This is a genomic window from Streptomyces rectiviolaceus (assembly GCF_039533825.1).
Lineage (GTDB): Bacteria > Actinomycetota > Actinomycetes > Streptomycetales > Streptomycetaceae > Streptomyces > Streptomyces rectiviolaceus.
Genome location: NZ_BAAAUG010000173.1, coordinates 1 through 26,107, shown reverse-complemented (window position 1 = coordinate 26,107; position 26,107 = coordinate 1). Strand labels below are relative to the sequence as shown.

Below are 26,107 nucleotides of genomic sequence, written 5' to 3'. Positions count from 1 at the left end.
CGTGCGGCCTCGGGAGCGCAGCTCCCTGCCACGGGCCAGGACTTCAGACACGGGCGAGCTCCTTCGTGCCGAAGAGTCCGGCGGGCCTGATGAGGAGGATGACGGTCATCACGAGGTAGGGCGCGAGGTCGCCCAACCCCCGGCCCAGGAACGTGAGTTCGCTCTGGTATCCGGTGGCGAGCGACTCGGTGACCCCGACCACGAGCCCTCCGACGAGCGCACCCGTGGTGGAGTCGAGGCCGCCGAGGATCGCGGCGGGGAAGGCCTTCAACGCGGCCAGGGAAGTGGCCCGTTCGAGCCCCGGGGTCGGGAAGACGGTGAGGAAGAGCGCGGCCACGGCGGCCAGGCCCCCCGCCACCGCCCACGCGCCGAGCGAGACCCGGCCGAGGCGTACGCCCATCAGGGCGGCGGTCTCCGGGCTCTCGGCCGCGGCGCGCATCGCCACGCCCCAGGAGGTGTAGCGGAAGGCGAGCAGGAAGACGGTGATCAGGAGCGCGGCGGCGACGAAAGCGGCGATCCTCGTGTGCGCGATGGAGACCGACCCGATGGTGAGCACGGAGTCGCCCCAGGGGTCGCCCAGGGAGAGCACGTCGGTGCCCAGGCGGCGGGTGAGTTCGGTGGTGAGCAGGATGTCGACGCCGATGGTGACGATGGCGAGGACGCTGTGGTCCGAGCCACGGTAGCGCCGCATGACCAGGAACTCGATGGCGGCGCCGACGACGGCGGCGCCCGCGATGCCGACGAGCAGCGCCGCCCAGAAGCCGATGTCGTCGTGGAGGGACGCGGTGACGTAGCCGCCGGCCAGGAGCAGCGAGGCGTGCGCGAAGTTCACGACCTCGGTGGCCCGGAAGATGACGACGAAGCCGAGTGCGATGAGGGCGTAGACGGAGCCCATCGAGAGCCCGTTGAGAAGAAGCTCGACGAAGGTGTTCACGAGGTGGCCCCCTCTCCCAGGTAGGCCCGCACGACCGCCGGGTCGTTCTGCACGGCCGACGGGACGCCGTCCGCTATGCGCCGGCCGAAGTCCAGTACGGTCACCGCGTCCGCGAGCCGCATCACCACCCCCATGTCGTGTTCCACCAGGACGATCGAGATTCCGAGGCTGTCGCGCACGCCCGCGATGACGGCGGCCGTGCGTTGCCGTTCGTCCGCGGTCATGCCCGCGACGGGCTCGTCGAGCAGGAGCAGCCGGGGCTCCATGCACAAGGCGCGGGCGAGTTCCGCGAGTTTCTGCTGCCCGTACGGCAAAGAGCCCGCCGGGGCCTGGAGTTGGTGCTCTATGCCGACGAACGCCGCTATCTCCCGCACCCGTTCGCGATGGCTGCGCTCCTCGCGCGCCGCCGAAGGGAGACGGAGTCCCGCGGCGAGGAATCCCGTGCGGGTCAGCCGGTGGCGGCCGAGCATCAGGCTGTCGGCGACCGTCGCGCGCGGCGGCAGGGCGAGGTTCTGGAAGATCCGCGCGACGCCGAGTCCTGCGATGCGGTGCGGAGGCATCGCCGTCAGCTCGTGCTCGCCGAAGCGGACACTGCCTGCGGTGGCGCGGTACACGCCGGACAGGACGTTGAAGCAGGTGGACTTCCCCGCGCCGTTGGGCCCGATGACGGCGTGCACGGTGCCGGGCCTGACGGTGAAACTGACGGCGTCGAGCGCGGTGAGGCCCGCGAAGCGCACGGTCAACTCCCGTACCTCCAGGGCGGGTACGTCATCTTCTCGTGCCGGTGCGTCGGCCCTCGGGTGCTCCTCGGTCATCGTCGGCCCGCCCATCGCCGCAGCACCGGCAGCGCGCTGACGCCGCGCGAGGCGTCGGCCGCGGCGGTCTCGTCGACCACGCCGAGGTAGCGGCGGCGTACCTCGTCGGAGGCGGACAGCTCGTCCGCCGGCCCCGCGAGTGCCACTTCGCCCACGTCAAGGACGTACGCACGCGATGCGAGGCGCAGCGCGAGGGCAGCGTTCTGTTCGACGAGGAGGACCGATGTGCCCTGAGTGTTGATCTCCTGGATGGTGTCGGCGATGCGTGCCGCCATCAACGGGGCAAGCCCCAGGGAGGGTTCGTCCAGGAGCAGCAGCTTCGGTGAGGCCATCAGCGCCCTGGCGACCGCCAGCATCTGCTGCTCGCCGCCGGAGAGGAGCCCGGCCCGCTGGCCGGCGCGCTCGGCGAGCACGGGGAAGAGTTCATGGACGCGGTCCAGGGCCCTGGCCTTCGCGGACCGGCTTCCCGCGGAGCCGAGCGCGCCCGCCCGCAGGTTGTCGGCGACGGTCATTCGAGCGAACACCCTTCTTCCTTCCGGCACTTGGGAGACTCCGGCGGCGACCACCCGGTCCGCGTGCAGTCCGTCGATGCGCCGCCCGCCGAAGTGGATGGAGCCGGTGGTGAGCGCCCCCCGGTGAAAGGCGAGGGTGCGTGAAATGGCGCGCAGGAGCGTCGACTTGCCCGCGCCGTTGCCGCCGAGCACGGCGACGACGGCGCCGTCCGGCACTTCGAGCGACACCTGGCGCAGTGCGCGCACCGGCCCGTATCCGACCGACGCGTCCTGTACGACCAGTCCGGAACCACCCACCTGGGACCCCCTGTCCTCCGCCTGCCCTGCCCGTGGCGCTCGGCCGCCGGTGTGCGGCACGCCCCGCCGCGTGGCGCTCAGCCCAGCACCGCCGCGCCCGCTCGTCCACGGCCTGTGTCCGAATCGCTGCGGGTGACCAGCGGGACCGGCCACCGGTTGTGCACGGGCACAACACCCCGTGTCAGGGGCCTGCCAGGGGTGGCCGAGCGGTGGCATCCTCCGCAGCACAGAGCACGGCGGGCGGCGGCGACGGGGGGATCCATGAGCGGGCGCAGGCCACGGACGGGCCACGACTGGAAGGTGCTCGAGGAGGCGTGCTTGGCCCTCAAGCCTCGCATTCCCGAGCTGGTGGACGAACATCTGCGGCAGCTCTTCGAACACTCGCCGGTGTACGCGCGGGTCCTGCCGTACGACCAGCAGTGGCAGGAGGCGCAGGACGCGATGCGGATCGGCATCGAGACCATCTCCGCGCCACGCGCGTCGCCGCGCCGCGATCTGGAGTACGCGGAGGAGGCGGGGCGGCGCCGGGCCCAGCAGGGCCTTCCGCTCGACCTGGTGGTGCACTCGTACCGCAACGCGGGCTATCTCGTCTGGGACTCGCTGCTCGAAGGGACCGTGGGGCAGGACCCGGAGAAGCTGGTGGTCCTGATGCGGTCGGCGACGAGGGTGTGGTCGGCGGTCGACGCGCAGGCGGCGGCCGCGTCCGACGCGTACCGGGCGACGGAGATGGAGCTGCGGCGCCGCACCGACGAGCAGCTGCAGGCGCTGCTCGACGCGCTCCTGGAGGGCCAGTCGGCTCCCGGGCTCGCCTCGCAGGTGGCCGCGGGGCTCGATCTGCCGGAGCGCGGGCCGTACGCGGTGGTGGTGCTGCGCGCCGAGCGGCGGGACGGGCGCGCCGCGTTCCACCGGCAGATCCAGCGGGCCGGGTTCCGCTTCGTCTGGCGGATGCGGACGGACCGCGAGGTGGGGGTGGTGGCGCTCGGCGAGGAGGAAGGCCTCGACGAGCTGGCCGCCGCGCTGGAGGGGCGGTGCCCCGGGCCCGGCGGCATCAGCCCCGTGGTGGCGGGACTCTCCGAACTGGGCCACGCGCGGCGCCTCGCCGAACTGGCGCTGCGTACATGCCCGCCGGACGCGACCGGCATCGTACGGCTCGACCAGCGGATGCCGACGGCTCTGGTGGTGAGCCAGCCGGAGCTGGCGGGGCGCCTGGTATCGGACGTCTTCGGAGAGCTGCTCGCCCTTGAACCGGCAGACCGGGCGGTGCTCCTGGAAACGCTGGACGCCTGGCTGCTGTGCGAGGGCTCGGCGGGGCGGGCCGCCGGGCGCCTGTACTGCCACCGGAACACGGTGTTCAACCGCCTCCGACGCCTGGAACAACTGACGTCACGATCACTGGCGCGCCCACGGGACCTGATGGAGATGACGCTGGCCCTGGACGCGTACCGGCTGGCGCCGGGCTAGAGCGGCGTGCCTCGCCCCGCGGCCGGGGGCACCGTGAATCACCGCCTCCGCCGAGTTCGTCCTCAAACGCCGGACGGGCTGAAATTCCAGCCCGTCCGGCGCTAAGCAGGGGGGCGCGCCCCGTAAGGGGCGCGGGGAACGGCGCGACCAACCCCCACCGGCCCAAAGTGATACCAACCCAGCCCGACCAGCATCCGGCCCCGTAGGGGGCGCGGGGAACTGCGCGCCAAGCCCCCACCGGCGCCAGGTGTAGACCGCACGCCCAGCCCAGCACAACCCAGCCCGCCCAGCCCAGCGCAGCGCCTAGCTCAGGAAGTCCCTCGCGATGCCCTCCGCCACCGTCTCCAGGATCGGCCCCGCCTCGGCGATGCAACGCGCCACGTCCGGCTCCACCTCAGTGAGTGCGTACGCGCGCCTGATGCCCGCCTTGCCCAGGGCCTCCGCCGGAAGGGCCAGGCGTCCGCAGACCGCCACCACCTCGACGCCCGCCGCGCGGCCCGCCGCCGCGACGCCCGCGGGAGCCTTGCCGTGAAGGGTCTGCTCGTCGAGCGAGCCCTCCCCCGTGATCACAAGCGACGCCCGCGCGAGCGCGGGGGCGAAGCCGAGGACGTCCAGCATGACCTCGATCCCGGGACGGAAACTCGCGCCGAGCCCGACGAGGGCTCCGTAGCCGATGCCGCCCGCCGCTCCGGCTCCCGGTGACTCCGCGTACTCCAGGGCGGCGGAGCCCACCGACTCGGAGAGCACCTGCGCGAAGTGCGCGAGGGCCGCGTCAAGCTCGGCGACGTCCTCGGGGGTCGCCCCCTTCTGCGGCCCGTACACCGCCGGAGCGCCCTTCGGCCCTGTCAGCGGGTTGTCCACGTCGCTGGCCAGGACCAGGTCCACCGAGGCGAAACGCTCGTCGAGCCCGGACAGGTCCGCCGTGGCCAGCGAGGCCAGCGGACCGCCTCCGGGCGCCACCGGCGCCCCTGCCGCGTCCAGGAACACCGCTCCAAGCGCGGCCAGCATGCCGGCCCCGCCGTCCGTCGTCGCACTGCCGCCGACGCCGAAGACGATCGTCCGCGCGCCCGCGTCGAGCGCGGCGCGCAGGAGTTCCCCGGAGCCGTACGTCGTGGACGTGAGCGGGGCGAAGACACCCTCGGGCAGCAGCTGGAGGCCGGACGCCTCCGCCATCTCGACCACCGCGGTCCCGTCCCGCAGCGCGTACGCCGCGGTGACCTGGTCGCCGAGGGGTCCCGTCACCCGCACCTCACGGCGCTCGAAGCCGGCCGCGACCGCCGCGGCGACCGTGCCGTCGCCGCCGTCGGCCACCGGCAGGGCCTCGACCTCCACGTGCGGGGCGACACGGCGAAGCCCGGCCGTCACCCGCTCCGCGACCTGCACGGCCGTGAGTGAGCCCTTGAACTTGTCCGCGGCGATGAGCACATGCCCCGCCGTCCCAGCAGCGTCCGCCACCTTGCATCCCCTTGCTTTCCGGGCCTTGCTCGCGTCAAGGCAGTCGCGCCGCTGCGACCATAACCGCAGGAGGGGCCGCCTGCCCATGGCTGCCCGCATTTCGGAGCCTCGATCCCCTCCCTTAAATCGCTCTAAATAGGGCTATAGAGGCGCGCTGAGATCTCGAAAATGATCGATCAGTGGCCGCCAAGGCGCGCGGGAGAATGCAGGAGGACCGCAGGAGGACCACTGGAGGACCGCTGGAGGACCGCAGTCCGATCGAAAACCAGACAAACGTCCCATGCTCCGCGCCGAACCAGTCACGTTGACCGCGCACAAGCGCCCCGAATTCGGTAAACCGGACGCATGACCCCAGTGCATACGGAACTCGCCGACCGCGTCCTCGGCGGCTGGATCGGGCGGATCTCGGGGAACATGCTCGGCAAACCCATCGAGCGGGGCGACTACTGGACGCGGGAGCGCATCGAGCGCTATCTGCGCCAGGCCGACGCGCTGCCGCTCACCGACTATCTGCCCGACCCTCCTTCCTGGGTCGAGGAGTTCCAGCTGCGGCCGGAGTGGCAGCAGTGCGTGCGCGGCGGGGTGCACGGCAGCTGCCGTGACGACGACATCGACTACGCGATCCTGGGACTGCATCTCCTGGAGACGCACGGTTTCGAGTTCAGCACCGACCAGGTCGGCGAACTGTGGCTGCTGCGCCTGCCCTATCTGCAGACCTTCACCGCGGAGCGCGCCGCGTACCGGAATCTCGTCAACGGCCTCAAGCCGCCGCTCACCGCCACGTACGAGAACTCCTGCCAGGAGTGGATCGGCGCCCTCATCCGCGCCGACATCTTCGGCTGGACGAACCCCGGCGCCCCGCGCCGCGCCGCCGCCCTCGCCCGCCGCGACGCCGTGCTCTCGCACACCGGAAACGGCGTCTACGGGGCGATGTGGGCGGCGGCGCTCGTCGCGGCGGCGTTCACCGCGGGCACACCGCGCGCCGCGCTGGACACGGCGTTCGGCGTGATCCCGTCGAGCTGCCGGCTCGCCCGTACGGTGCGCCGGGTCGTCACGCTCCACGAGGCCGGACTCGGCTGGGAGGAGACGCTGGCCACCGCCGAGGCGGAGACCGCCGGGCTCGGCTGGATCCATACGGTGCCCAATTCGGCCGTCCTGACCGCCGGACTCCTGTACGGCGAAGGCGACTTCACCCGCACCATCGCCCTGACGGTGCGCGGCGGCCTCGACACCGACTCGAACGGCGCGACCGCGGGGTCCGTCGCGGGCGTGCTGTGCGGGGCCAAGGCGATCCCCTCGCAGTGGCGGGACCCGCTCGAAGACCGGGTGCGCAGTGCGGTGTTCGGTTTCGACGGGGCACGGATCAGCGAACTCGCGGCTCGGACCCTGGAGTTGTCTACCCTTTCCAAATGACCTTCCAGGACTACGCCACGTACATCGCAGGCCTCCCCCGCGTCATCGCAGGAGCCGCCGCGCTCTTCCGCGACTCCGAGGGGCGGGTGCTGCTCGTCGAGCCCAACTACCGCGAGGGGTGGGCCCTGCCCGGCGGCACCGTCGAGTCGGACGAAGGGGAGACACCGCGGCAGGGGGCGCGCCGCGAGACCGCCGAGGAGATCGGTCTGGACGTCGAGCTGGGGGCGCTGCTCGCGGTGGACTGGGTGCCGGGTGCCGCGCGGCCGCCGCTGGTCGCCTATCTGTACGACGGCGGGGTGCTCGGCGACGACCAGCTGAAGTCGGTCAAGCTCCAGGAGGACGAGCTGCTCTCCTGGCGCCTGGTGGCCCGCGAGGACCTTCCGGAGTTTCTGCCGGGTGAGCTGGGGCGGCGGGTGCGGGCCGGGCTCGATGCGCTTGATGCGGGGACGGGGGCGGTGGAGCTGGAGAACGGGGTGCGGGTCGGCTGAGCGTGCTGAGCGTTCAGGGTCGGCTGAACGTGCTGAGCGTTCAGAAGAGGGCGTTCTCGCTCATCGGGGTCGCGCCCTCGAAGGCCAGCAGCCGCTGCTTGCGGTCGAGTCCGCCGCCGTAGCCGGTCAGGGAACCGCCCGCGCCGATCACCCGGTGGCACGGCACGATGACCCCGATCGGGTTCTTGCCGTTGGCCAGGCCGACGGCGCGCGAGGCGTTGGGCTTGCCCAGTGCGTCCGCGAGTTGGCCGTACGTACGGGTCTCGCCGTACGGGATCAGCTGGAGCTGCTGCCAGACGGTGCGCTGGAACGGCGTGCCGTCGAGGCGCATCGGCAGGTCGAACTCCGTCAACTCGCCCGCGAAGTACGCCTCCAGCTGGCTGATCGTCTCGCCGAACGGCCCCGCGTCACGGTCGCCGAAGGTCTCCTCGGGCGGGCGGTGGCGCTGCTCCGTCATGTAGAGGCCGCTGAGGGTGCCGTCGGTGGCTACGAGGGTCAGGGGGCCGTAGGGGCTGTCGATGAGGGTGTGTTGGCGGTGCGTGGTGTGCTGACGGTGCGTGGTGTGTTGGCGGTGCATGGTGGCTGTCCCTCTTTTTCGCTTGTCGGACTATGCCGGGATGCTGTTGATGGGGTGGACGTCGGTCGCCCACAGGTACTGGACCGCGTACGCCCGCCAGGGGCGCCAGTCGGCTGACCGCGCGGTCAGCGCGGCGGGGGTGTGCGGGAGGCCTAGTTCCTGTGCCGCGCGCCGGATCCCGAGGTCAGTGGGGAGGAAGGCGTCGGGGTCGCCGAGCGCCCGCATCGCGATGACCTCGACCGTCCAGGGGCCGAAGCCGGGGAGTTCGGTGAGCCGGGCGCGGGCCTCCTCCCAGCCGCTCTCCACGCCGAGCCGGAGTGATCCGTCGGCGAGGTGGCGTACGAGCGTGGTCAGGGTGGTGCGGCGGCTGCGCGGCAGGGCGAGCGCCTCCGGGTCGAGCGCGGCGAGGGCTTCCGGTGCGGGGAAGAGGTGGGTGAGGCCGCCCTCGGGGTCGTCGATCGGCTCACCGTGCGCGCCGACCAGGCGTGCGGCGTGGGTGCGGGCGGCGGCCGTGGACACCTGCTGGCCGAGCACCGCGCGTACGGCGAACTCCGCCTCGTCGACCGTGCGCGGCACGCGACGGCCCGGCGCCTTGGCCACGAGGGGCGCGAGCAGCGGGTCGGCGCTCAGCTGGGCGTCCACCGCGACCGGGTCCGCGTCCAGGTCGAGCATGCGGCGGCAGCGGCTGATGGCGATCGTGAGGTCGCGCATGTCGGTGAGGCTGAGGCGGCAGGCGATGTGGTCCGGGGTGGGGGTGAGGGCGACGACTCCGTGGCCGTAGGGGAGGCGGAGCGTGCGGCGGTACGCGCCGTCGCGCCACTCCTCGACGCCGGGTACGGCGGTGGCGATGAGGTGGCCGAAGAGGTTGTCGGGGTTGAGGGGGGCTCGGAAGGGGAGGCGGAGCGAGAGTGCGCCGGGGGCGGGCACCTTCTGGGCTGCCTTCGGAGCGCGGTCCCGTAGTTCGCCGGGGGCCAGGGCGAAGACTTCGCGGACGGTGTCGTTGAAGGTGCGGATCGAGGAGAAGCCCGCGGCGAAGGCGATCTCCGCCATGGGCAGGGGGGTCGTCTCGATGAGCAGGCGGGCGGTCTGGGCGCGCTGGGCCCTGGCCAGGGCGAGGGGGCCCGCGCCGAGTTCCGCCAGGAGCTGGCGTTCCACCTGGCGGGTGCTGTAGCCGAGGCGGGTGGCGAGGCCGGGGACTCCGTCGCGGTCCACGACTCCGTCCGCGATGAGGCGCATGGCTCGGGCCACGAGGTCGGCGCGCTGGTTCCACTCGGGCGAGCCCGGGCTGCTGTCGGGCCGGCATCGCTTGCAGGCCCGGAACCCTGCCTGCTGGCAGGCTGCCGCGCTCGGGTAGAAGCTCATGTTCTCGGGCTTCGGGGGGACCACGGGGCAGCTGGGGCGGCAGTAGATCCGGGTGGTCAGAACGGCGGTGTAGAACCAGCCGTCGAACCGGGCGTCCTTCGACTGCACGGCACGTACGCAGCGCTCGGCGTCGGTGTGCATTGGCCTGGGCGGCGGGGCGGTGATGGTGGTGGCGGTGACCGCGGCGTGCGGGGCGGTGGGCATGGCTCAAGGATCGGGCATGGCGGGTGGGTGTGGCTGGCGAGAATCCGACATGGACCTTGGGGCGGGACGTGCGGTCCGTCTTGGGGGCGGGGCGCGGCGGTGCGGGGCGGTGCGATGCGGGGCGGGGCGATGCGGGACTGCTGAGTCCGGCGAACCGTCGCTGCCGACTGCGGGGCCGCGTCGTGCAGCGGCGCGGCCCGCCTGTGGATACGGTGCCGCGCCGGTATGTCCGTCCTCGCTATCGTCCGGTGACCGCCTGGGTACTTCGGCACCGGAGCGCCGCGAACCGTGCTCCGGGCAGACATACCGGCACGTCCCCTCGCGTCTCGATGCCGACTGCGGGTGCGGGAGTCCCAGGCATCCGTCTGCGGTACGTCGCACCTGCCGACGCCCCACTAACCCCAACCCGCACGCCCCACCCCGGCCTGCACGCCCCGCCCCACCCCGGCCTGCATGTTTCCCGCCCCACCCGGGCCCGTACTTGCCCGCCCACCCGGGCCTGTCCGTTTCCCGCCCACTCCGGGCCCGTACATTTCCCGCCCAACCCCACCCCGGCGGGTTCCTTCCCCGTCCACCCCGGCCTGTACGTTCCCCACCCCACCTGGGCCCGTACTTGCCCGCCCACCCGGGCCTGTCCGTTTCCCGCCCACTCCGGGCCCGTACGTTTCCCGCCCAACCCCACCTCGGCGGGTCCCTTCCCCACCCCACCCCAGCCGGTTCCATCCCCACCCACCCCACACCTGTACGTCGCCCGCCCACCCCAGCCGGTACCTTCCCCACCCACCCCACACCTGTACGGTTCCCCACCCACCCCCAGCAGTTCCCACCCCACCCCCACCCGCGCGGACAACCCACCCACCCCCTGGCACCGCGGGGCAATCGGGCGGGTGGGCGGGAAAGGTCTGTTCGGGCAGGACGGGATGCGGGGTGAACGGGTAGGTGGGCGGGAAAGGCTTGTTCGGCCAGGGTTGGATGCGGGGTGAACGGGCGGGTGGGTGGGGAGGGCATGTTCGTGCAGGGGGGCTGTGGGGGGCCGGTGTGATCCGCCCCCCGCAGCCGCCCCAGGCCCCTTACGCCACGCGAAGCCTGCGCCAGACCGCCTTGGCGGCGTTGTGGCCCGACATGCCGTGCACGCCGGGGCCCGGCGGCGTCGCGGACGAGCAGATGAACACCGCCGGGTGCGCGGTGCCGTACGGGAAGAGGGAGAGCTTGGGGCGGAGCAGGAGTTGGAGGCCGCTCGCGGCGCCGCAGGCGATGTCACCGCCCACGTAATTGGCGTTGCGCGCGGCCATCGCGGGCGGACCTGCGGTGGCGCGGGCGAGGACGCGGTCACGGAAGCCGGGCGCGAAGCGCTCGAGCTGGCGCTCGATCGCGTCGGTGAGATCGCCGTCCCAGCCGTTCGGCACATGGCCGTACGCCCAGAAGACCTGCTTGCCCGCGGGCGCGCGGGACGGGTCGACGAGACTGGGCTGCACAGTGATCAGGAACGGCGGATCAGGCGCGCGGTTCTCGCGCGACGCCGCGTTCAGCGCGGCGCCGATCTCGGCACTGCTGCCCCCGACCTGCACGGTGCCCGCCTCGCGGGCCTCTTTGGCCGTCCACGGAACGGGCCCGTCGAGGGCGTAGTCGATCTTGAAGACGCTCGCGCCGTAGCGATAGCCCTCATAGCTCCGTCCCAGGCCCGCGATCCGGGCGAGCGCGGTGGGCGACGTGTCGAAGATGTACGCGCGCGCCGGCGGGAGATCGTCGAGCCGCTTGACCTCGTAATCCGTGTGGACCGCGCCGCCGAGGTCCTTCAGGTACGCGGTGAGCGCGTCCGAGATCGACTGTGAGCCGCCCCGGGCCACCGGCCAGCCACGCGCGTGCGCGGCCAGCGCGAAGACCATGCCGACGGCTCCGGTGGCGAGTCCGCCGAGCGGCGCGATGACGTGGGCGACGAGCCCGGAAAACAGGGCACGGGCACGGTCGTCGCGGAAGCGCCGCATCAGCCATGTGGAGGGCACTAGCCCCGCGAGGCCGAAGCGGGCGAGGGTCACGGGGGCGCGCGGCAGGGCGGTCGACGGCAGCGCCATGAAGTCCTGCAAGAGGGTGTCCCACTTGCTGACGAAGGGCTCGATGAGGCGTCGGTACGCCCCCGCGTCGCGCGGCCCGAACGAGGCGGCGGTCTCGGCCACGGACCGGGACAGCACGGCGGCGCTTCCGTCCGCGAAGGGGTGCGCCATGGGCAGCTGCGGCTGGAGCCACTCGAGGCCGTACCGATCGAGGGGCATGGTCCGGAACACCGGTGAGTTGATGCCCAGCGGGTGTGCGGCGGAACAGGGGTCGTGCCGGAACCCGGGGAGGGTCAGTTCCTCGGTCCTCGCCCCACCACCGACGGTGTCCTTGGCCTCGAACACGGCCACCGAGAAGCCGCGGCGGGCCAGCTCGACGGCAGCGGTCAGACCGTTCGGTCCCGCCCCCACGATGACGGCATCAAGCATCGACGGCACCTTCGGACTCCTTTGTCAGCCGATGGCCTCTGCCGCCCAGGATAGGCCGGGCCACCGACAGCGCCGTGGGCGCGGGTAGCCTCTGACGGGTGACGTACTGGTTCCGCCGCGCTGACGCGGGCTCCGAGGAGTGGTTCGAGGCGGGGGACGACGCGATCGCCGTACGGCAGGCGTCATTTCACAGCCCGGAAGGACCGGCTTCCGTGGCGGCATCGCGTGCCGAACTGAGCTGGGTCCTCGACGAGTTCGAGATCCTGGGGGCGCAGCTCTACGAAGCCAGGTACGGCACGCTCCTGAACGGTCCCGCGGACGGCGGGGAACCGGTGTCCGAGGCGGAGTTCGATGCCGCGTGGCAGCGCGCCCGCCACAGCCGGAACAACACGGCGCCGGAAACGGTGGGCCCGCTCCCCCAAGGGACCCGCCTCAGCGGCACGGTCAGCGTCCTGCCGTGGGGCCCGGGGCGGACCGGGCTCTTCGTCGACCTGGGGCTGCCGATCGTCGGCTTCGTGGATCTGGGACATCTCCCGCTCGCCCCTGAGGACTGGCCGGACGTCGGGGTCGTGACGGAGTTCGAGGTCACCACCGTGCGGTTCCACTTCGAGCCGCGCGGTGACCCGCAGATCAGACTGCGGCCGACAGCAACTCCACCACCCGGTCGACCGTGGCGGCATCCCGTCCTGCCGTGAACGGCAGTGCGTTGCCGCCCTCTATCCGGAAGGGCTCCCCGGCGAGGGTCAGGTTGTGGCCCCCGGCCTCGGCGACGAGCAGCAGCCCCGCCGCGTGGTCCCAGGCGAGCTCCCAGGAGAACGCGACCGCGTCCAACTCTCCCCTGGCGACGGCCAGATACTCGAGCCCCGCCGAGCCGCAGGGCCGCGGCGCGACGCCCTCCACCCGCAGCCCGAGCAGCGCGCGCTTCTGCTCGGGGGTGGTGAAGTCCGGGTGCGAGGTCGCCACCTCGAGCACCTCCCCCGGCGCACCGGCCACGAGCCGCTCACCGTCGAGCCAGGCGCCCTTGCCGCGTACCGCGACAGCCATCTCGTCGAGCGCCGGGGCGTACGTCCAGGAAGCGAGCACCTCTCCGCGCCACGCCAGCGCGACCAGCATGCAGAATCCGGGGTCGCCGTGCACGAACTGCCGCGTGCCGTCGACCGGGTCGACGATCCACACCATCGCGTCGGTGCGTATCGCCTCATACATCGAGGGGTCCGCGTGCACCGCTTCTTCCCCCACGACGACGGAGCCCGGGAGCAGTGTGGTCAGTGCCGCCGTCAGCTGCTCCTCGGCGAGCCGGTCGGCCACCGTCACGAGGTCGTGCGGCCCGCTCTTCTGGACGACGTCGCCCTCGGCGAGCTGTCGGAACCGCGGCATGACCTCGGCCGCGGCGGCCTTGCGGAGGGCCTCTTCGACGTCGGAGACGCCACGTACAAGAAAGTCTTCGATCACTTCGATCATGCATCCATGAGAGCACGCCGGACTGACAATCCGTACGGGTCAGCGGTACGGGGAGTGGATTCGAGATGAATCCCACGTAACCCCGGCTCCGGGTCACGTGGCCCGCACCCCGCGCCCCACGACGTACGGCTCAGTAAGGCGCCTCCCTCTCCTCCATGTGCCGCCGCAGCCGCTCCGTGTCGTCCCCCGTCCACCCCTCCCGGGGCACGATCGCCGCCCATCCGTCCACCGGGCCCGTCCCGTACCGGTGGCCGTGCGGTGCCTCGACGCCGTACGACACCGCCATGTCGACCGAGGTCTGCCAGAAGGTGACGACGGGGAACCAGCGGATCGCCGGGGTGATGTCCGGGCCGAGCGGGTCGTCGAGCCACTGCGGGCGGTGCAGGAACAGGTCGGACGACCACCAGACGACCGGGTCGGACGCGTTCTGCAGATAGACGACCCGCGAACGGTCCCAGGCCGCGTCCGGACTCGGCCGTCTCAGGTCCCGCTCGGGGAACTGCGCGAACCGCACGTTCCTGCCCCCGTCGTACAGCGGTCGCCAGACCGGGCTTCCGGCGTCCCGGTGATCGCGGATCTCCCGTGACATCGGAGCGAAGTTGGGCGTGCCGACGATGAGTGCCCCGTCCGTCCGCGCCAGGAGATCGTCCACACCGTCGAACGACGACTCGATCGCGAACCCACCCAGGCTCTCCCCCGTGACGACGAGCTTGGGCCGGTCGGCCTCGGGCAGGGCGGACCACTTCGCGAGGACCGCATCGACGAGGCGGCTCGTGGCCTGCGCGGCGCGCTCCTTGTCGACGAGGAAGGAGACCCAGCTGGGCAGGTAGGAGTACTGGACGGCGACGATGGCCGTGTTTCCGTCGTGCATGTACTCGAGGGGTTCGCTGATGTCGGCGTTGACCCAGCCGGTCCCCGTGGTCCCGGCGATGGCGAGGACGTCCCGGTCGAAGGCGCCGGTCCGCTCCAGCTCCCGCACGGCGAGGCGGGCCTTGGCCTCGAACGGGTCCCGGCTGCTGAAGACCTCCGGCGCGGACGCGCTGACGTAGACACGCACGGGGTCCTTCGCGGGTCTGCCCGTGTACTTCGTGATCTGCTCCTTCGTCGGCGTGGACCCCGCGAAGTTGCGGCCCTGGAATCCCAGGTCCTGCCAGCGCATGAGCGAGCCGGGACCGCCGGAGACCAGCGGGGATACCGGCTTGTGGATGCCCTCCCTCGTGCCGCCGTTCGTCGCGTACGCGATGCGGTCGGCGAGGTCGATGACGCCGCGCTGGAAGACGACGTCGCGCAGCCCGATCGTGACGATCAGCGCGCTGAGCGCCAGGCCGAGGCCGATGGCGACGGGCAGCGGCACGAACCGGTGCAGGGCGCGGATCAGCCTGCGTGCCCCGAGCCGGATGCCACGGGCCACGAGCAGGAACAGGGCCCAGAGCAGGACGGCGATCAGCATGATGACCGGCGTGTGCCAGGCCATCGACGGCGGCAGCCCCTGGAGCTCGCGCAGGCGGCGCTGCGCGTGGTCGCTCTCGGTGATCAGCCAGACGGTGAGGACGAGACCGAGGACCCAGTACGCCTGCCAGAGACGCGCACGCGCCTTCTCGCCCGGCCGCCACCGGAACAGCGCGCGGCACACGGTGCTGACGGCCGAGCCGAGTCCGTAGCCGATGGCCGCCGTGATCCCTCCGACGACGCCCTGCAGCAGCCAGGGCCGGGGCACGAGGGACGGTGTGAGGGAGAGCCAGAAGAAGACGGTGCCGAAGCAGACAGCCGTGAGGTCCGGCCAGCGTCTGACGAGGTAGGTGGGGTCGGGCCGTTCCCAGTACGGCTTTGCGGCGATCGCACCGGCGCGCCGCGCGCCGCCCCGCCCGATCCGCACGATCCGCCGCCAGGCGCCCTCCGGGCCGGGCTCCTCCCCGTCCGCTCGCCCGGGAATGCTCTTCGCCAACCGCCTCAGCTCCGAGGTCCGGCGCGGCCGTCCGGTGACGGCTGTCGCCGGGCGGGGGCGCGCGGGGGCACCGCCACCTCATGCTCACCCAGCACCCCATACCTCGCAAACCCGGCGTATGCGACCCGTCCGCCCCCAGCGCCAACGCTCGCGGCGACTCGGCCTTCCGGTCGCCTCGTACCCTTCCGGTCGCCTCGTGCGCGGGGCGCCCGGAAGATGGACTCGTGCACGCCCGACGCCCCTCCCCGCGGCGCCCGCAGCTCTTGCGGCGCCCGCGGCTCTTGCGGCGTCCGGTCACGACGGCCGCCGCGGTCACCGCCACCATCGCCGTCCTCGTGCTCAGCAACCTCGCGAACAACCGGTGGGCACAGAGCTGGAGCCTCCCTCTCTCCCTGCTTGCCACGGCGGTGCTGCTCGCGATCGTGTACTGGTCCGGCGGACGGTGGGCCGACGTGGGCCTCGCGCGCGGCACCCTCGCGCGCGGTGCGTGGTGGGCGCTTGCCCTGATCGGCATCGTCGCCGCGGGGTACGCCCTCGCGGCCGCGCTGCCGGTCACCCGGGGCCTGTTCGAGGATCAGCGGCAGAGCGGGCTCAGCGGCGGCGAGGTCGCCCTGCGTGTGCTGGTGACGGTTCCGTTCGGCACGGTCCTCCTTGAGGAAGTGGCTTTCCGGGGCGTCCTGTTCGGGCTGCTCCTGCGCTCACGCGGGCCCCTCACCGCGACCCTGGTCTCGTCGGGGCTCTTCGGCCTCTGGCACATCCTGCCGTCGCTCGGCCTGGCCGACGCCAAGCCCGCGCTCGGCGGCGCCTTCGGGCACTCGGTCCTCGGAGTGATCGTCGTCGACGCCGGAGCCGTCCTCTTCACCGCCCTGGCGGGATGTCTCTTGTGCGAACTGCGCCGCCGCAGCACAAGCCTGCTCGCACCCATGGGACTGCACTGGGCCACCAATGCCCTCGGGTACGTCTTCGGCTTCCTGCTGAGGTGAGCCGCCCCTCGCCCCGGAGAAATGCCACGCCCATGGAACCGTCATATGGTGCATTTCATGGCGTAACGCCCTCCCGGAGGGCTCCTCATCCGCGACCCCGCCCCGAAAGGGTCACTCCATGCACCCCTCCCTCAACCCGGCCACACTGGCCGGGCTGCGTCAGCCGCGCCCCTACCCCGCCGTCACGGTCCTGCTGCCGACCCACCGCAGGGAGCCGGACAACGCCCAGGATCCCGTGCGGCTGCGCAACCTCGTCGCCGAGGCCAAGGAGCGCCTGAAGTCCGATCCGGCCGTTGCCAGGGAGCAGCGGATCGAGGTGGCCGCGCAGCTCGACCAGGCGGTGGCGGAGATCGACCTCGTGCACGCCGAGGACGGGCTCGCCCTCTTCGCCGCCCCTGGGGAGCACCAGGTGTGGTCGCTCGCCAGGACGGTGCCGTCGCGCGTGGTGCTCTCGGACACCTTCCTGACGCGCAACGTCGTCGCGGCCCAGGCCGCCGAGCGCCCGTACTGGGTCCTCGCCGTATCGGCCGACCGCGTCTCGCTGTGGAGCGGCACCGCGGAGCGGGTCACCGAACACAAGGCGGACGGATTCCCGCTGACCCGGAGCCTGGAGGACCCGGACGCCGAGCGCAAGGAGCGGATCGGCGACCTGCCGAGCACCTTCCGCGACGAGCAGACCCGCAAGTTCCTGCGCGAGGCGGACCTGGCCACGGCCAGTGTGATCCACGCCCACCCGCGCCCCCTGTTCGTCGCGGGGGAGGCCGCGGCGCTGTCCCTCCTCGACGGCGCGGGCACGGTCATCAAGGAGGCAAGGCGGGTGCCGCACGGCGGTCTCACGCACGGCCCGCCGGACGCGGTGTGGCAAGCGGTACGCCCTTTCCTCGCCGCCCAGGAAAGGGCCGAACTGGACTCCGTACTCCATGAGTTGGACGCGGCGCAGGGCCGGCGCCAGTACGCCGCCGGTCTCGACGAGGTCTGGCAGAACGTGACGACGGACCGGGCCCGCCTCCTCGCCGTCGAGGACACCTACCAGGCGACCATGCGCGACGACGGCGGACATCTGGTACCGGCCGAGTCCGACGATCTCGACGCGGTGGACGACATCGTGGACGACATCGTCGAGCGGGCCCTGGACACCGGCGCACAGGTCCGCTTCGTACCCGAAGGGGCGCTCGCCGACCGGGGCCGGATCGCCTGCGCCCTGCGGTACTGAAAACGCCCGGAAGCGACCAGCAGCGAGAACCACCAGCAGCAGGGAAAGGACCGCACCGAATGAACCCCATGCCGCCCCGCGGGAAGCGGAGCCCCGCACGCCGCGGGCCCGCGGCGTGCGGGGTCCTCACGCTCGCCGCCACGGTGACGGCTGCCGCCGCCCTCGTCTCGTGCGGCACCGACAGCGACGCACCGTCGTCCGAGGGCAGCCGGACGGTCAGCGAACGGCCGACGGCTCCGGACTCGTCGGCGTTCTCGGAGAAGACCGCTTCCCCGCTGAAGTCCCAGGCCTCGGAGGCCGCCGAGTCCGCCCGCGCCTCGGCCTCCGAGGCACAGGCCTCCGCCTCGGAGCGCGCGGACGAGTTCGAGGCGTCCGTGTCGGCCGACACGGAGCGGGCCAACCAGGCCGCCGAGAACGCGCTGAAGGACGTCGACGGGAAGGGCAACGCGATGTCCGATGTCTCCATGACGGGCAGGCCGCGCTCCGAGACCGGTGGTGTGCTCGCATCCGTGGTGACCTTCACCAACAGGACCGACAAGACGGCGGACTTCGCCGTACGGGTCGATTTCCTGGACTCCTCGGGCAAGACCGTGGAGACCCGCTACGTCGGCACGGAGAACCTCGAACCGGGCAAGCGGGCCCAGCGGTACGCCATCAGCCACGCGCCCCCGGAGCCGAAGCTCTCCGCGAAGCTGGTCAAGGCCCAGCGGTACTGAGCCCCCGTACGGGCGGGGGCTCAGAAGTCCACGGGGCTCAGAAGTCCACGGCGTCGCGGACGAGCGGGCACGTCATGCAGTGCCCGCCGCCGCGACCGCGCCCGAGTTCGGCGCCGACGATGGTGATGACCTCGACGCCCGCCTTGCGCAGCAGGGTGTTGGTCTGGGTGTTGCGGTCGTAGGTGAAGACCACGCCCGGCTCCAGGGCGACGGCGTTGTTGCCGCTGTCCCACTGCTGCCGCTCGGAGGCGTAGACGTCCCCGCCCGTCTCGATCACGCGCAGCTCGGGCAGGCGCAGAGACTTGGCGACCACGTCGACGAACGCACGCGATCCCTCGTCCGTGATCTCGACGCCCGAGGCCTTGTCGCCGGGGCGCAGCGTGAAGGTGTGCACGGCGTCCATGATCTTCGGGTAGAGCGTGACGATGTCGCGGTCGGCGAAGGTGAAGACGGTGTCGAGGTGCATGGCGGCCCGCAGCTTGGGCATGCCGGCGACGATGACCTGCTCGGCCGCGCCGTTCTTGAACAGCGCGGACGCGACCTGCGTGATGGCTTGGCGCGAGGTGCGCTCGCTCATGCCCATCAGGACGACGCCGTTGCCGACGGGCATGATGTCGCCGCCCTCGAACGTCGCCTGGCCCCAGTCGAGTTCGGGGTCGCCCCACCACACCGTGGCGCCGGTGAAGTCGGGGTGGAACCGGTAGACGGCCTTCATCAGGAGCGTCTCGTCGTGCCGGGCAGGCCAGTACAGCGGGTTGAGCGTGACGCCCCCGTACAGCCAGCACGTCGTGTCGCGGGTGTAGAGCGTGTTCGGCAGGGGCGGCATCAAGTATTCGCGTACGCCGGTGGATTCGCGCACGAGCGCGACATAGCCGGAGCGGAACTCGTCCGGCAGATCCGCGGTGGCCAGGCCCCCGATGAGGTACTCGGCGAGCTGCCGGGGCTCCAGCGTCTCCAGGAAGGCGCGGGTGTCGTCGATGAGCCCGAGGCCGACCTCGTTCGCGGTGATCTTCCGGTCGAGGAGCCAGGTCCTTGCCTCGGGGATCGCCATGGTCTGGGCGAGCAGGTCGTGCAGCTCTACGACCTCGACACCGCGCTGCTGCAGCTTGATGACGAAGTCGGCGTGGTCGCGCTGGGCGTTCTCCACCCACATGACGTCGTCGAAGAGCAGGTCGTCCGCGTTGGTGGGGGTCAGCCTGCGGTGCGCGAGTCCGGGCGCGCAGACCAGTACCTTGCGCAGCCTGCCGACCTCGGAGTGGACACCGAACGTCGGTGCGGCGGGGGTGTCGTGGCTGGTCACGGTGCGCCTTTCGGTCGGTGGCAACAAGAGTCGGTGGCAACAAGAGGGGCAGAGGCCGGTCGGGGAAGCTGGTCGGGGAGGCCGGTCAGAGCTCGATCCAGCCGACCGCGAGAGCGATCACGCCCACGACGGCGCCCGCGATCGAGACGGCGCAGATCACGGCCTCGCGAGGGGAGAACAGGCGCCGGTGCTGTTCCCGCCGGGCCTTGATGAAGAGGAGCGTCGCGGGCGCGTAGATGATGAAGGAGACCAGGACGAACTTGAGTCCGGCCGCGAACAGCAGGAACGCCATGTACAGCGTGGCGATCACCGCGATCACGAGTTCCTTGCGGGTGCTCTGCCCGGCGACGTCCTCGCTGCCGGGCCCGGTGGCGATCTTGACGGCGAAGCCGGCCGCGAGCAGGAACGGGATGAGGCTCAGCGCGCTGGTCAGGTCGAGCGCGAAGTTGAACGCGTCGTCGGAGAACATCGTGACGACCAGGACGACCTGGCTCAGCGCGGTCGTCATCAGGAGCGCGGGGACCGGCACGTCCTCCGATGTGGCCTTGCGCAGGAAGCGGGGCATGTCGTCGTCCTTCGCGGCGACGAAGAGCACTTCCGCCGCCATCAGCGTCCAGGCGAGGTAGGCGCCGAGCACGGAGACGATGAGTCCGACGCTGACGAAGACCTTGCCCCAGGTGCCGACCGCCTCCTCCAGGACCCCCGCCATGGAGGGCTGGCGCAGCTCGGCGATCTCGGCCATCGGCATGATCCCGTACGACACGATGGTGACGGAGGCGAAGACGGCGAAGACGCTGAGGAAGCCCAGGATCGTGGCCCGGCCGACGTCCTCGCGGCGCTTGGCGTGCCGGGAGTAGACGCTCGCGCCCTCGACACCGAGGAAGACGAAGACGGTGGCCAGCATGGTGCCGCGCACCTGGTTGAAGAGCGATCCCGCGTAGTCCGCGCCGCCGAAGTTGTCCGCGAACACGGACGCCTTGAAGAAGAAGAGCGCCAGGATCACGAAGACGAGGATGGGCACGATCTTGGCGACGGTGACGATCCTGTTGATCGCCGCCGCCTCCTTGACCCCGCGGCGGATCAGCAGGAAGAACGCCCACAGGCCGAACGAGGAGAGGACGACGGCGAGCAGGGTGTCGCCGTCGCCGAGGCTCGGCCAGATGGCGCCGATGGTCGACATGATGAGGACCCAGTAGGTGACGTTGCCGACGCACGCGCTGGCCCAGTACCCGAAGGCGGAGAAGAAGCCGAGGTACTCGCCGAACCCGGCCTTCGCGTAGGCGTAGACACCGGCGTCCAGATCCGGTCTGCGGACGGCGAGGGCCTGGAAGACGAAGGCGAGCATCAGCATGCCCGCACCGGCGATGGCCCAGGCGATCAACGCGCCCGCGACACCGGTCTCCTGGGCGAACCGACTGGGCAGCGAGAACACGCCCGCGCCGACCATGGAGCCGACGACCATCATGGTCAGCGTCGCGAGCGTCAGCTTGACGGCAGGCGATGCTCCGGCGGTGGTTCCGTCACTCGTCTCAGCGTGGCTCATGGGCTCCTCGTCAGCTCCCGTCAGGGCCGGCGCCGAGGGACGACTGACCACCCTGTGCGGGAATCTATCCCTAGTGGGTCGAGTTGTCCTGATATGAAATCGCAGGCTGACGGTGTTCGCGATTCGACAAGTTCGTGAATCGGCATGTTCGTGATGCGGCATGTTCGTGATGCGGCAAGGCCCGGAGGAAGCACAGTGCACGGTGAGTACAAGGTCCCGGGCGGCAAGCTCGTCGTCGTGGACCTGGAGGTCGAGGACGGCGTGCTGCGGCACGTGCGGGTGGCGGGGGACTTCTTCCTCGAACCTGACGAGGCGTTCGACGCCTTGAGCCACGCTCTCGAGGGCGCCCCCGTAGACACCGACGCGGCGGGCCTCGCCGCCCGCATCGACGCGGCACTCCCCGCGGGCACGGTGATGTACGGCCTGACGTCGGACGGCGTGGGCGTCGCGGTGCGCCGCGCCCTCGCGCACGCCACCGACTGGACCGACTACGACTGGCAGCTGATCCACGAGGCCCCGCAGTCCCCCGCCCTGCTCATGGCCCTGGACGAGGTGCTCACCGAGGAGGTCGCCGCGGGGCGCCGCCCGCCGACACTGCGCGTGTGGGAGTGGGAGTCCCCGGCGGTCGTCATCGGCAGCTTCCAGTCGCTGCGCAACGAAGTGGACCAGGAGGGCGCCGAGCGGCACGGCGTCCAGGTGGTGCGCCGGATCAGTGGCGGCGGCGCCATGTTCTGCGAGCCCGGCAACGCCATCACGTACTCGCTCTCGGTCCCGGACTCCCTCGTGCAGGGCCTCTCCTTCGCCGACAGTTACGCCTATCTGGACGACTGGGTGCTCGACGCCCTGGGCGACATGGGCATCAAGGCCTGGTACCAACCGCTCAACGACATCGCCACCGACGCCGGCAAGGTCGCGGGCGCCGCCCAGAAGCGGGTCGCCGGCGGGCACGGCGCCGTGCTGCACCACGTGACGATGTCGTACGACATCGACGCGGAGAAGATGGTCGATGTGCTCCGCATCGGCCGCGAGAAGCTCTCGGACAAGGGCACGAAGAGCGCGAAGAAGCGCGTCGACCCGCTGCGCCGCCAGACGGGCCTCCCGCGCGAGGCCGTGATCGAGCGGATGCTCGACTCCTTCCGCACGCGGTACGGCCTGACGCTGGGCAAGGCCACGGACGAGGAGATGGCCAGGGCGCGGGAACTGGCCCGCACGAAGTTCAGCTCGCCGGAGTGGACGGCGCGGGTGCCGTAGGCCTGGATGGGTTCGCCTCGTCCGCCGGCTCACGCTGCCAGGCGGTCGTGCCGATGCGGCCGGTGTTGCCGAGGTCGATCCGGCCCTCCGGGGTCACCGTCCCTGGGCGGGTGCCCGGCGCCGGGGTGACCTTCAGATAGGTGCCGCTGACGGCGGTCGTGGTCGTGTCGGTGACGGTGTTGCGCCAGACGAGGACGGTGTAGGCCGCCTCGCCCTGCTTGAGCGGGACGGGGTGCGGCCCGGGGTCGTCCATCTGTGTGACGGGCTCGGGCCCTTCGAGGATCTGTACGTCGAGGGGTTCGCGGTGCTCGTCGAGGACCCGCAGCTTCGGATAGCCGTTCAGGCGGTAGGTGCGTTTGCCGCAGTTGGTCAGGGTCACGCTCATCGCGCGCAGGCCCATGGCGGAGTCGACCATGCCCGCCTCGATACGGACGCCGGACGCGGGGCAGGAGGGCGAGGGCGCGTCGGACACCTCCGGCGGCCCCGTCTCGACGGGAATCCCCGTCGGCGAGTCAGGACCGGGCGATGCGGACACACTGTCCGGCCAACCGTCCCCCGCAGCGGACCGACCCCCCTCAGCAGACGCCGTACGCCCGGGGTCCGTCTCCCGCTCCAACTCCTCCGAGAGTCCGCAGCCGGTGGCGAGCAGGGCTACGGCCGAGAGGACGGCGACGTGTCTGAACCGGGCGAGGGGCCTGAACCGGGCGAGGGGCCTGAACGGTATGACGGTCACGCGGAGATCATGCCATGGCCAGAGTTTCCCCCTATCTGACGCTATGTGATCCCTGTCGCGCACTCCAGGGCCGTACGGTCACCGCCGGCGACGGCGGTGCGCCCGGTCTAGGCCTCGGAGCCCGCGCGCCTGCCCACCGCCATCAGCCCCACGTAGACGACCAGTGCCGAAGCGAGGCCGATCGCCCACCCGTAGTCCGCGAGCGGCCTCAGTGCAGGGATCAGCCCGTCCTCGGGGAACGGCCCCTTGCCCGGCGCCGAGTGCGACCCGCCCACGGCGAGCACACCCCCGACCGCGAAGGCCGCGACGGCCCTCAGATTCCACCCGCCGGTGTACCAGTAGCGTCCTTCGGGGCGGTACAGATCCGCGAGGTCGAGGGCCGTCCGCCGCACCACCCAGTAGTCGGCGATCAGGATGCCCGCGACCGTGCCGAGCAGTCCGCCCACGACGCCCAGCCAGACGAAGATGTAGAGCTCGGGCGTCTCGATCAGCTTCCACGGGAAGATGACCACGCCCACGACACCGGTGATCAGCGCGCCTGTACGGAAGTTGATGAGCTTCGGGGCGAGGTTCGCGAGGTCGTACGCGGGTGAGACCACGTTCGCCGCGATGTTCACCGAGACCGTGGCGACCAGGACGGTCACCAGCGCGTAGAGGAGCCCGAAGACGTTGTCGGCCTTGGCGGCCAGGTCGACGGGCTCCCAGATCGGCTCCCCGTACACCGCTTGTGAACCGGAGGTGACCAGCACGGACAGGAGCGCGAAGGCGGTCATGGTGGTCGGAAGGCCGAGCGTCTGCCCCCACACCTGCGCCCGCTGGCCCTTCCCGAACCGGGTGAAGTCGGGGATGTTCAGGGACAGCGTGGACCAGAAGCCGATCATGCCCATAAGGGCGGGGAAGAACACCGGCCAGAAGTCGGCGCCCCAGCCCAGCGTGGACGGCTGGTCGAGCAGCGGGCCGAAGCCGCCCGCCTTGTCGGCGATCCACACGAGCAGCACGACGGCGCCCACGAGCACGAAGGGCGCCGCCCAGTTCTCGAAGCGCCGCAGCGCCTCCATCCCCCGGTGGATGATGGCCAGTTGGAGGGCCCAGAAGAGCACGAAACAGAGCCACAGCGGCCACGGATGGCCGCCGATCTGCGACTCGTCGCTCCACGCTCCGGCGAACGCCTTGTTGAGCAGGACGTAGATCCCCTGGCCGCCGATCCAGGTCTGGATGCCGAACCAGCCGCAGGCCACGGCCGCCCGGATCAGTGCGGGCAGGTTCGCGCCGCGCAGGCCGAAGGAGGCGCGGGCCAGGACGGGGAACGGGATGCCGTACTTCGGGCCCGCGTGCCCCGTCAGGAGCATCGGGATGAGCACGATCACATTGGCCGCCGCGATGGTGAAGACGGCTTGGCGCCAGTCCATGCCGAGCGCGACCAGGCCCGAAGCGAGCGTCCAGGAGGGGATGTTGTGGGCCATGCCGACCCACAGGGCGGCGAAGTTGTAGGTGCTCCAGTGGCGTTCGGCGAGGGGGATCGGCCTGAGGTCGTCGTTGGCGAAGCGGCTGTGCTCCGGAAAGGCGCCGGGGAGCAGTTCGACGCGGCCGTCGGCGGCGACGCGCTGGGATGTCGCGCCGGGCTCAGCACCGGGCTCGGCGGCAGGCGGCCCCGTGGGGACGGTGCCGGTCATGAGACGGGCAAATCAGTCCGCGGCATCTGCGGCGCACGTCCGAAATCCATTCCCAGGCTCCTTACTCGGGACAACGCGGGTCAACGCGGGTCAACTCAGCTCAGGTGCTGGTGTTGGTGTTGGTGCTGGTACCGGTAGGTGCTGGAGAGCATTCAGATCTGGCTTCTTCGCCAGTTTCCCCGACCGGCGACGCCGACAATCCTGCTCCCGGCCGGCCGGATCGCGCCAGCGGCGTACCCCAACTACCTTGGTCCGCATGATCAATCGCGGTTCGCCGCGGCCATCGGGCGTTGGCATTGGCATCGGCGTCGGCGTCGGCGTTGGCATTGGTGTCGGAGTTGGGGAGGAAGATTCGTGAGCCACGGGAGCCCGCAGCCCGTTCGCCGCCATCCGGACAACGACGACGGGGCCTCGCTTCCTCGCCAGGCGCAGCAACCACCGCAGAGCGGCCAGAGCGGCCAGAACGGCCAGAGCGGCCCCATGGTCGTGTGCGGTGACGACGCGCTCGCCGAGCGTCTCGCCGCCGAGCTGCGCTCGGTATACCGCGAGCGGGTGACGGTCGTCGTCCCCTCCGCGCTGTCGGTCGACGGTCCGCGGTCCGGGTCGGCCGGACGGGCGCGGGCCGTCGCCCTCCTGGGCCGGATGCAGGCCGTCATGGCACGCGCGGCCGGTGCGCCCGCGGGCGGCGGGGACAGCGGGGACGGGGACGGCGTGACACTGCCCGAGGCCCCTCGGGTCCTCGAGGCACCGGAGCCCGACGAGGCGGCCCTCATCGAGGCGGGCGTCCAAGAGGCTGCCGCACTGGCGCTGGTGTACGACGACGATGAGACCAACATCCACGCCGCGCTCGTCGCCCGCCGCCTCAACCCCCGGCTGCGGATCGTGATCCGGCTCTACAACCGCAAGCTGGGCCAGCACTTGGAGGAGCTCCTCGACCAGGCCGCCGCGGTCGCATCCCCCGGCCTTGATCCGGCAGAGGTGAACGCCTCCACCACCGTCCTCTCCGACGCCGACACCGCTGCCCCCGCTCTGGCGGCCACCGCCGTCGCCGGCACCAGCAAGGTCGTCCAGGCCGACGGACTGCTCCTGCGCGCCGTGGAGCGGGACCCGCCGCGCCGCGGAGGGGTCGCCGACCCCGGCCTGTGCACACTCGCCCTGCTCTCGTCGACCACCAACGACCCGGCGGGCACGGAGGGTTCGGACGACGGCGGCCAGGACGGACCCCTGCTGCTGCCCGACGACGGCACCGTCGCCTCCGCCACCGGCAGGGGCACCGTGGTCCTCAAGGCCG

At 71.7% G+C, this 26,107-nt stretch carries 22 protein-coding genes; 9 read left to right on the top strand and 13 right to left on the bottom strand.

Annotated elements, in window-relative coordinates:
* Positions 1-43 precede the first annotated feature (43 nt).
* Genes ABD378_RS37520 through ABD378_RS37510 form a run of 3 tightly spaced genes read right to left on the bottom strand, consistent with a single transcriptional unit; the run spans position 44 to position 2,558 of the window.
* Positions 44-934: a branched-chain amino acid ABC transporter permease gene (locus ABD378_RS37520; protein WP_344528696.1), complete on the bottom strand. Its 891-nt coding sequence runs from the start codon at positions 932-934 to the stop codon at positions 44-46.
* Positions 931-1,749: an ABC transporter ATP-binding protein gene (locus tag ABD378_RS37515; RefSeq protein WP_344528694.1), complete on the bottom strand. Its 819-nt coding sequence runs from the start codon at positions 1,747-1,749 to the stop codon at positions 931-933. The genes ABD378_RS37520 and ABD378_RS37515 overlap by 4 nt, the downstream gene beginning before the upstream one ends.
* Positions 1,746-2,558: an ABC transporter ATP-binding protein gene (locus ABD378_RS37510; protein ID WP_344528692.1), complete on the bottom strand. Its 813-nt coding sequence runs from the start codon at positions 2,556-2,558 to the stop codon at positions 1,746-1,748. Before ABD378_RS37510 ends, ABD378_RS37515 begins: the two co-directional genes overlap by 4 nt.
* Before the next feature lie 261 nt (positions 2,559-2,819).
* Here ABD378_RS37510 and ABD378_RS37505 point away from each other — a divergent pair, with 261 nt between their 5' ends.
* A complete protein-coding gene (locus tag ABD378_RS37505) occupies positions 2,820-4,019 on the top strand; it encodes a PucR family transcriptional regulator (RefSeq protein WP_344528690.1) in 1,200 nt (399 codons plus the stop codon).
* Between the two features lie 303 nt (positions 4,020-4,322).
* Here the strand turns inward: ABD378_RS37505 and ABD378_RS37500 are convergent, their stop codons facing one another.
* Positions 4,323-5,444 (bottom strand): glycerate kinase, encoded by a 1,122-nt coding sequence (locus tag ABD378_RS37500; protein WP_344528786.1) that lies wholly within the window; start codon positions 5,442-5,444, stop codon positions 4,323-4,325.
* A 375-nt stretch (positions 5,445-5,819) separates the two neighbouring features.
* Here ABD378_RS37500 and ABD378_RS37495 point away from each other — a divergent pair, with 375 nt between their 5' ends.
* Both ABD378_RS37495 and ABD378_RS37490 read left to right on the top strand, forming a co-directional pair.
* Complete coding sequence (locus tag ABD378_RS37495) at positions 5,820-6,887, top strand: ADP-ribosylglycohydrolase family protein (RefSeq protein ID WP_344528688.1); 1,068 nt, start codon at positions 5,820-5,822, stop codon at positions 6,885-6,887.
* On the top strand, positions 6,884-7,375 hold the full coding sequence (locus tag ABD378_RS37490; RefSeq protein WP_344528686.1) for an NUDIX domain-containing protein: 492 nt from the start codon (positions 6,884-6,886) through the stop codon (positions 7,373-7,375). The genes ABD378_RS37495 and ABD378_RS37490 overlap by 4 nt, the downstream gene beginning before the upstream one ends.
* Before the next feature lie 40 nt (positions 7,376-7,415).
* Here the strand turns inward: ABD378_RS37490 and ABD378_RS37485 are convergent, their stop codons facing one another.
* The 3 genes from ABD378_RS37485 to ABD378_RS37475 form a co-directional block, all read right to left on the bottom strand.
* Complete coding sequence (locus ABD378_RS37485) at positions 7,416-7,952, bottom strand: methylated-DNA--[protein]-cysteine S-methyltransferase (protein ID WP_344528684.1); 537 nt, start codon at positions 7,950-7,952, stop codon at positions 7,416-7,418.
* A gap of 30 nt (positions 7,953-7,982) precedes the next feature.
* A complete protein-coding gene (locus tag ABD378_RS37480; RefSeq protein ID WP_344528784.1) occupies positions 7,983-9,455 on the bottom strand; it encodes an AlkA N-terminal domain-containing protein in 1,473 nt (490 codons plus the stop codon).
* Between the two features lie 1,133 nt (positions 9,456-10,588).
* Positions 10,589-11,998: a phytoene desaturase family protein gene (locus tag ABD378_RS37475; RefSeq protein ID WP_344528682.1), complete on the bottom strand. Its 1,410-nt coding sequence runs from the start codon at positions 11,996-11,998 to the stop codon at positions 10,589-10,591.
* A 98-nt stretch (positions 11,999-12,096) separates the two neighbouring features.
* On the opposite strand from ABD378_RS37475, the gene ABD378_RS37470 reads away from it, so the two are divergent.
* The gene (locus tag ABD378_RS37470) at positions 12,097-12,693 is read left to right on the top strand and encodes a hypothetical protein (protein ID WP_344528680.1); all 597 of its coding nucleotides are present in this window, start codon (positions 12,097-12,099) and stop codon (positions 12,691-12,693) included.
* Here ABD378_RS37470 and ABD378_RS37465 read toward each other — a convergent pair.
* The gene (locus ABD378_RS37465; protein WP_344528678.1) at positions 12,629-13,459 is read right to left on the bottom strand and encodes an inositol monophosphatase family protein; all 831 of its coding nucleotides are present in this window, start codon (positions 13,457-13,459) and stop codon (positions 12,629-12,631) included. The genes ABD378_RS37470 and ABD378_RS37465 overlap by 65 nt on opposite strands.
* Positions 13,460-13,589: 130 nt before the next feature.
* Positions 13,590-15,338 (bottom strand): alpha/beta hydrolase, encoded by a 1,749-nt coding sequence (locus ABD378_RS37460; RefSeq protein WP_386546620.1) that lies wholly within the window; start codon positions 15,336-15,338, stop codon positions 13,590-13,592.
* 290 nt (positions 15,339-15,628) lie between these two features.
* Here ABD378_RS37460 and ABD378_RS37455 point away from each other — a divergent pair, with 290 nt between their 5' ends.
* The 3 genes from ABD378_RS37455 (at position 15,629) to ABD378_RS37445 (ending at position 18,316) form a co-directional block, all read left to right on the top strand.
* Entirely contained in the window at positions 15,629-16,387 is a 759-nt protein-coding gene (locus ABD378_RS37455) for a CPBP family intramembrane glutamic endopeptidase (protein WP_344528676.1), read from the top strand.
* A gap of 118 nt (positions 16,388-16,505) precedes the next feature.
* Complete coding sequence (locus ABD378_RS37450) at positions 16,506-17,600, top strand: baeRF3 domain-containing protein (protein WP_344528674.1); 1,095 nt, start codon at positions 16,506-16,508, stop codon at positions 17,598-17,600.
* A 59-nt stretch (positions 17,601-17,659) separates the two neighbouring features.
* Positions 17,660-18,316 (top strand): hypothetical protein, encoded by a 657-nt coding sequence (locus tag ABD378_RS37445; protein ID WP_344528672.1) that lies wholly within the window; start codon positions 17,660-17,662, stop codon positions 18,314-18,316.
* 37 nt (positions 18,317-18,353) lie between these two features.
* Here ABD378_RS37445 and ABD378_RS37440 read toward each other — a convergent pair whose 3' ends face one another.
* Entirely contained in the window at positions 18,354-19,616 is a 1,263-nt protein-coding gene (locus ABD378_RS37440) for an arginine deiminase (protein ID WP_344528670.1), read from the bottom strand.
* 85 nt (positions 19,617-19,701) lie between these two features.
* Entirely contained in the window at positions 19,702-21,159 is a 1,458-nt protein-coding gene (locus ABD378_RS37435) for a basic amino acid/polyamine antiporter (RefSeq protein ID WP_344528668.1), read from the bottom strand.
* A 195-nt stretch (positions 21,160-21,354) separates the two neighbouring features.
* Here ABD378_RS37435 and lplAB point away from each other — a divergent pair, with 195 nt between their 5' ends.
* On the top strand, positions 21,355-22,410 hold the full coding sequence (gene lplAB / locus ABD378_RS37430) for a lipoate-protein ligase LplAB (RefSeq protein WP_344528666.1): 1,056 nt from the start codon (positions 21,355-21,357) through the stop codon (positions 22,408-22,410).
* Here the strand turns inward: lplAB and ABD378_RS37425 are convergent.
* Both ABD378_RS37425 and ABD378_RS37420 read right to left on the bottom strand, forming a co-directional pair.
* Complete coding sequence (locus ABD378_RS37425) at positions 22,376-23,143, bottom strand: DUF4232 domain-containing protein (RefSeq protein WP_344528664.1); 768 nt, start codon at positions 23,141-23,143, stop codon at positions 22,376-22,378. The genes lplAB and ABD378_RS37425 overlap by 35 nt on opposite strands.
* A 107-nt stretch (positions 23,144-23,250) precedes the next feature.
* Positions 23,251-24,816, bottom strand: a complete 1,566-nt coding sequence (locus ABD378_RS37420; protein ID WP_344528662.1) for an NCS1 family nucleobase:cation symporter-1 — start codon at positions 24,814-24,816, stop codon at positions 23,251-23,253.
* Positions 24,817-25,296: 480 nt separating this feature from the next.
* Between ABD378_RS37420 and ABD378_RS37415 the strand changes: the two genes are divergently transcribed.
* On the top strand, positions 25,297-26,107 hold an 811-nt coding region (locus ABD378_RS37415), incomplete at its 3' end, for an NAD-binding protein (protein WP_344528780.1).

Coding starts and splice junctions, on each gene's coding strand:
- ABD378_RS37485 (WP_344528684.1), bottom strand. CDS start 7,952: ATGCACCGCCAACACACCACGCACCGTCAGCACACCACGCACCGCCAA.
- ABD378_RS37420 (WP_344528662.1), bottom strand. CDS start 24,816: ATGACCGGCACCGTCCCCACGGGGCCGCCTGCCGCCGAGCCCGGTGCT.
- ABD378_RS37465 (WP_344528678.1), bottom strand. CDS start 13,459: ATGATCGAAGTGATCGAAGACTTTCTTGTACGTGGCGTCTCCGACGTC.
- ABD378_RS37480 (WP_344528784.1), bottom strand. CDS start 9,455: ATGCACACCGACGCCGAGCGCTGCGTACGTGCCGTGCAGTCGAAGGAC.
- ABD378_RS37445 (WP_344528672.1), top strand. CDS start 17,660: ATGAACCCCATGCCGCCCCGCGGGAAGCGGAGCCCCGCACGCCGCGGG.
- ABD378_RS37495 (WP_344528688.1), top strand. CDS start 5,820: ATGACCCCAGTGCATACGGAACTCGCCGACCGCGTCCTCGGCGGCTGG.
- ABD378_RS37505 (WP_344528690.1), top strand. CDS start 2,820: ATGAGCGGGCGCAGGCCACGGACGGGCCACGACTGGAAGGTGCTCGAG.
- ABD378_RS37475 (WP_344528682.1), bottom strand. CDS start 11,998: ATGCTTGATGCCGTCATCGTGGGGGCGGGACCGAACGGTCTGACCGCT.
- ABD378_RS37450 (WP_344528674.1), top strand. CDS start 16,506: ATGCACCCCTCCCTCAACCCGGCCACACTGGCCGGGCTGCGTCAGCCG.
- ABD378_RS37515 (WP_344528694.1), bottom strand. CDS start 1,749: ATGACCGAGGAGCACCCGAGGGCCGACGCACCGGCACGAGAAGATGAC.
- ABD378_RS37435 (WP_344528668.1), bottom strand. CDS start 21,159: ATGAGCCACGCTGAGACGAGTGACGGAACCACCGCCGGAGCATCGCCT.
- ABD378_RS37490 (WP_344528686.1), top strand. CDS start 6,884: ATGACCTTCCAGGACTACGCCACGTACATCGCAGGCCTCCCCCGCGTC.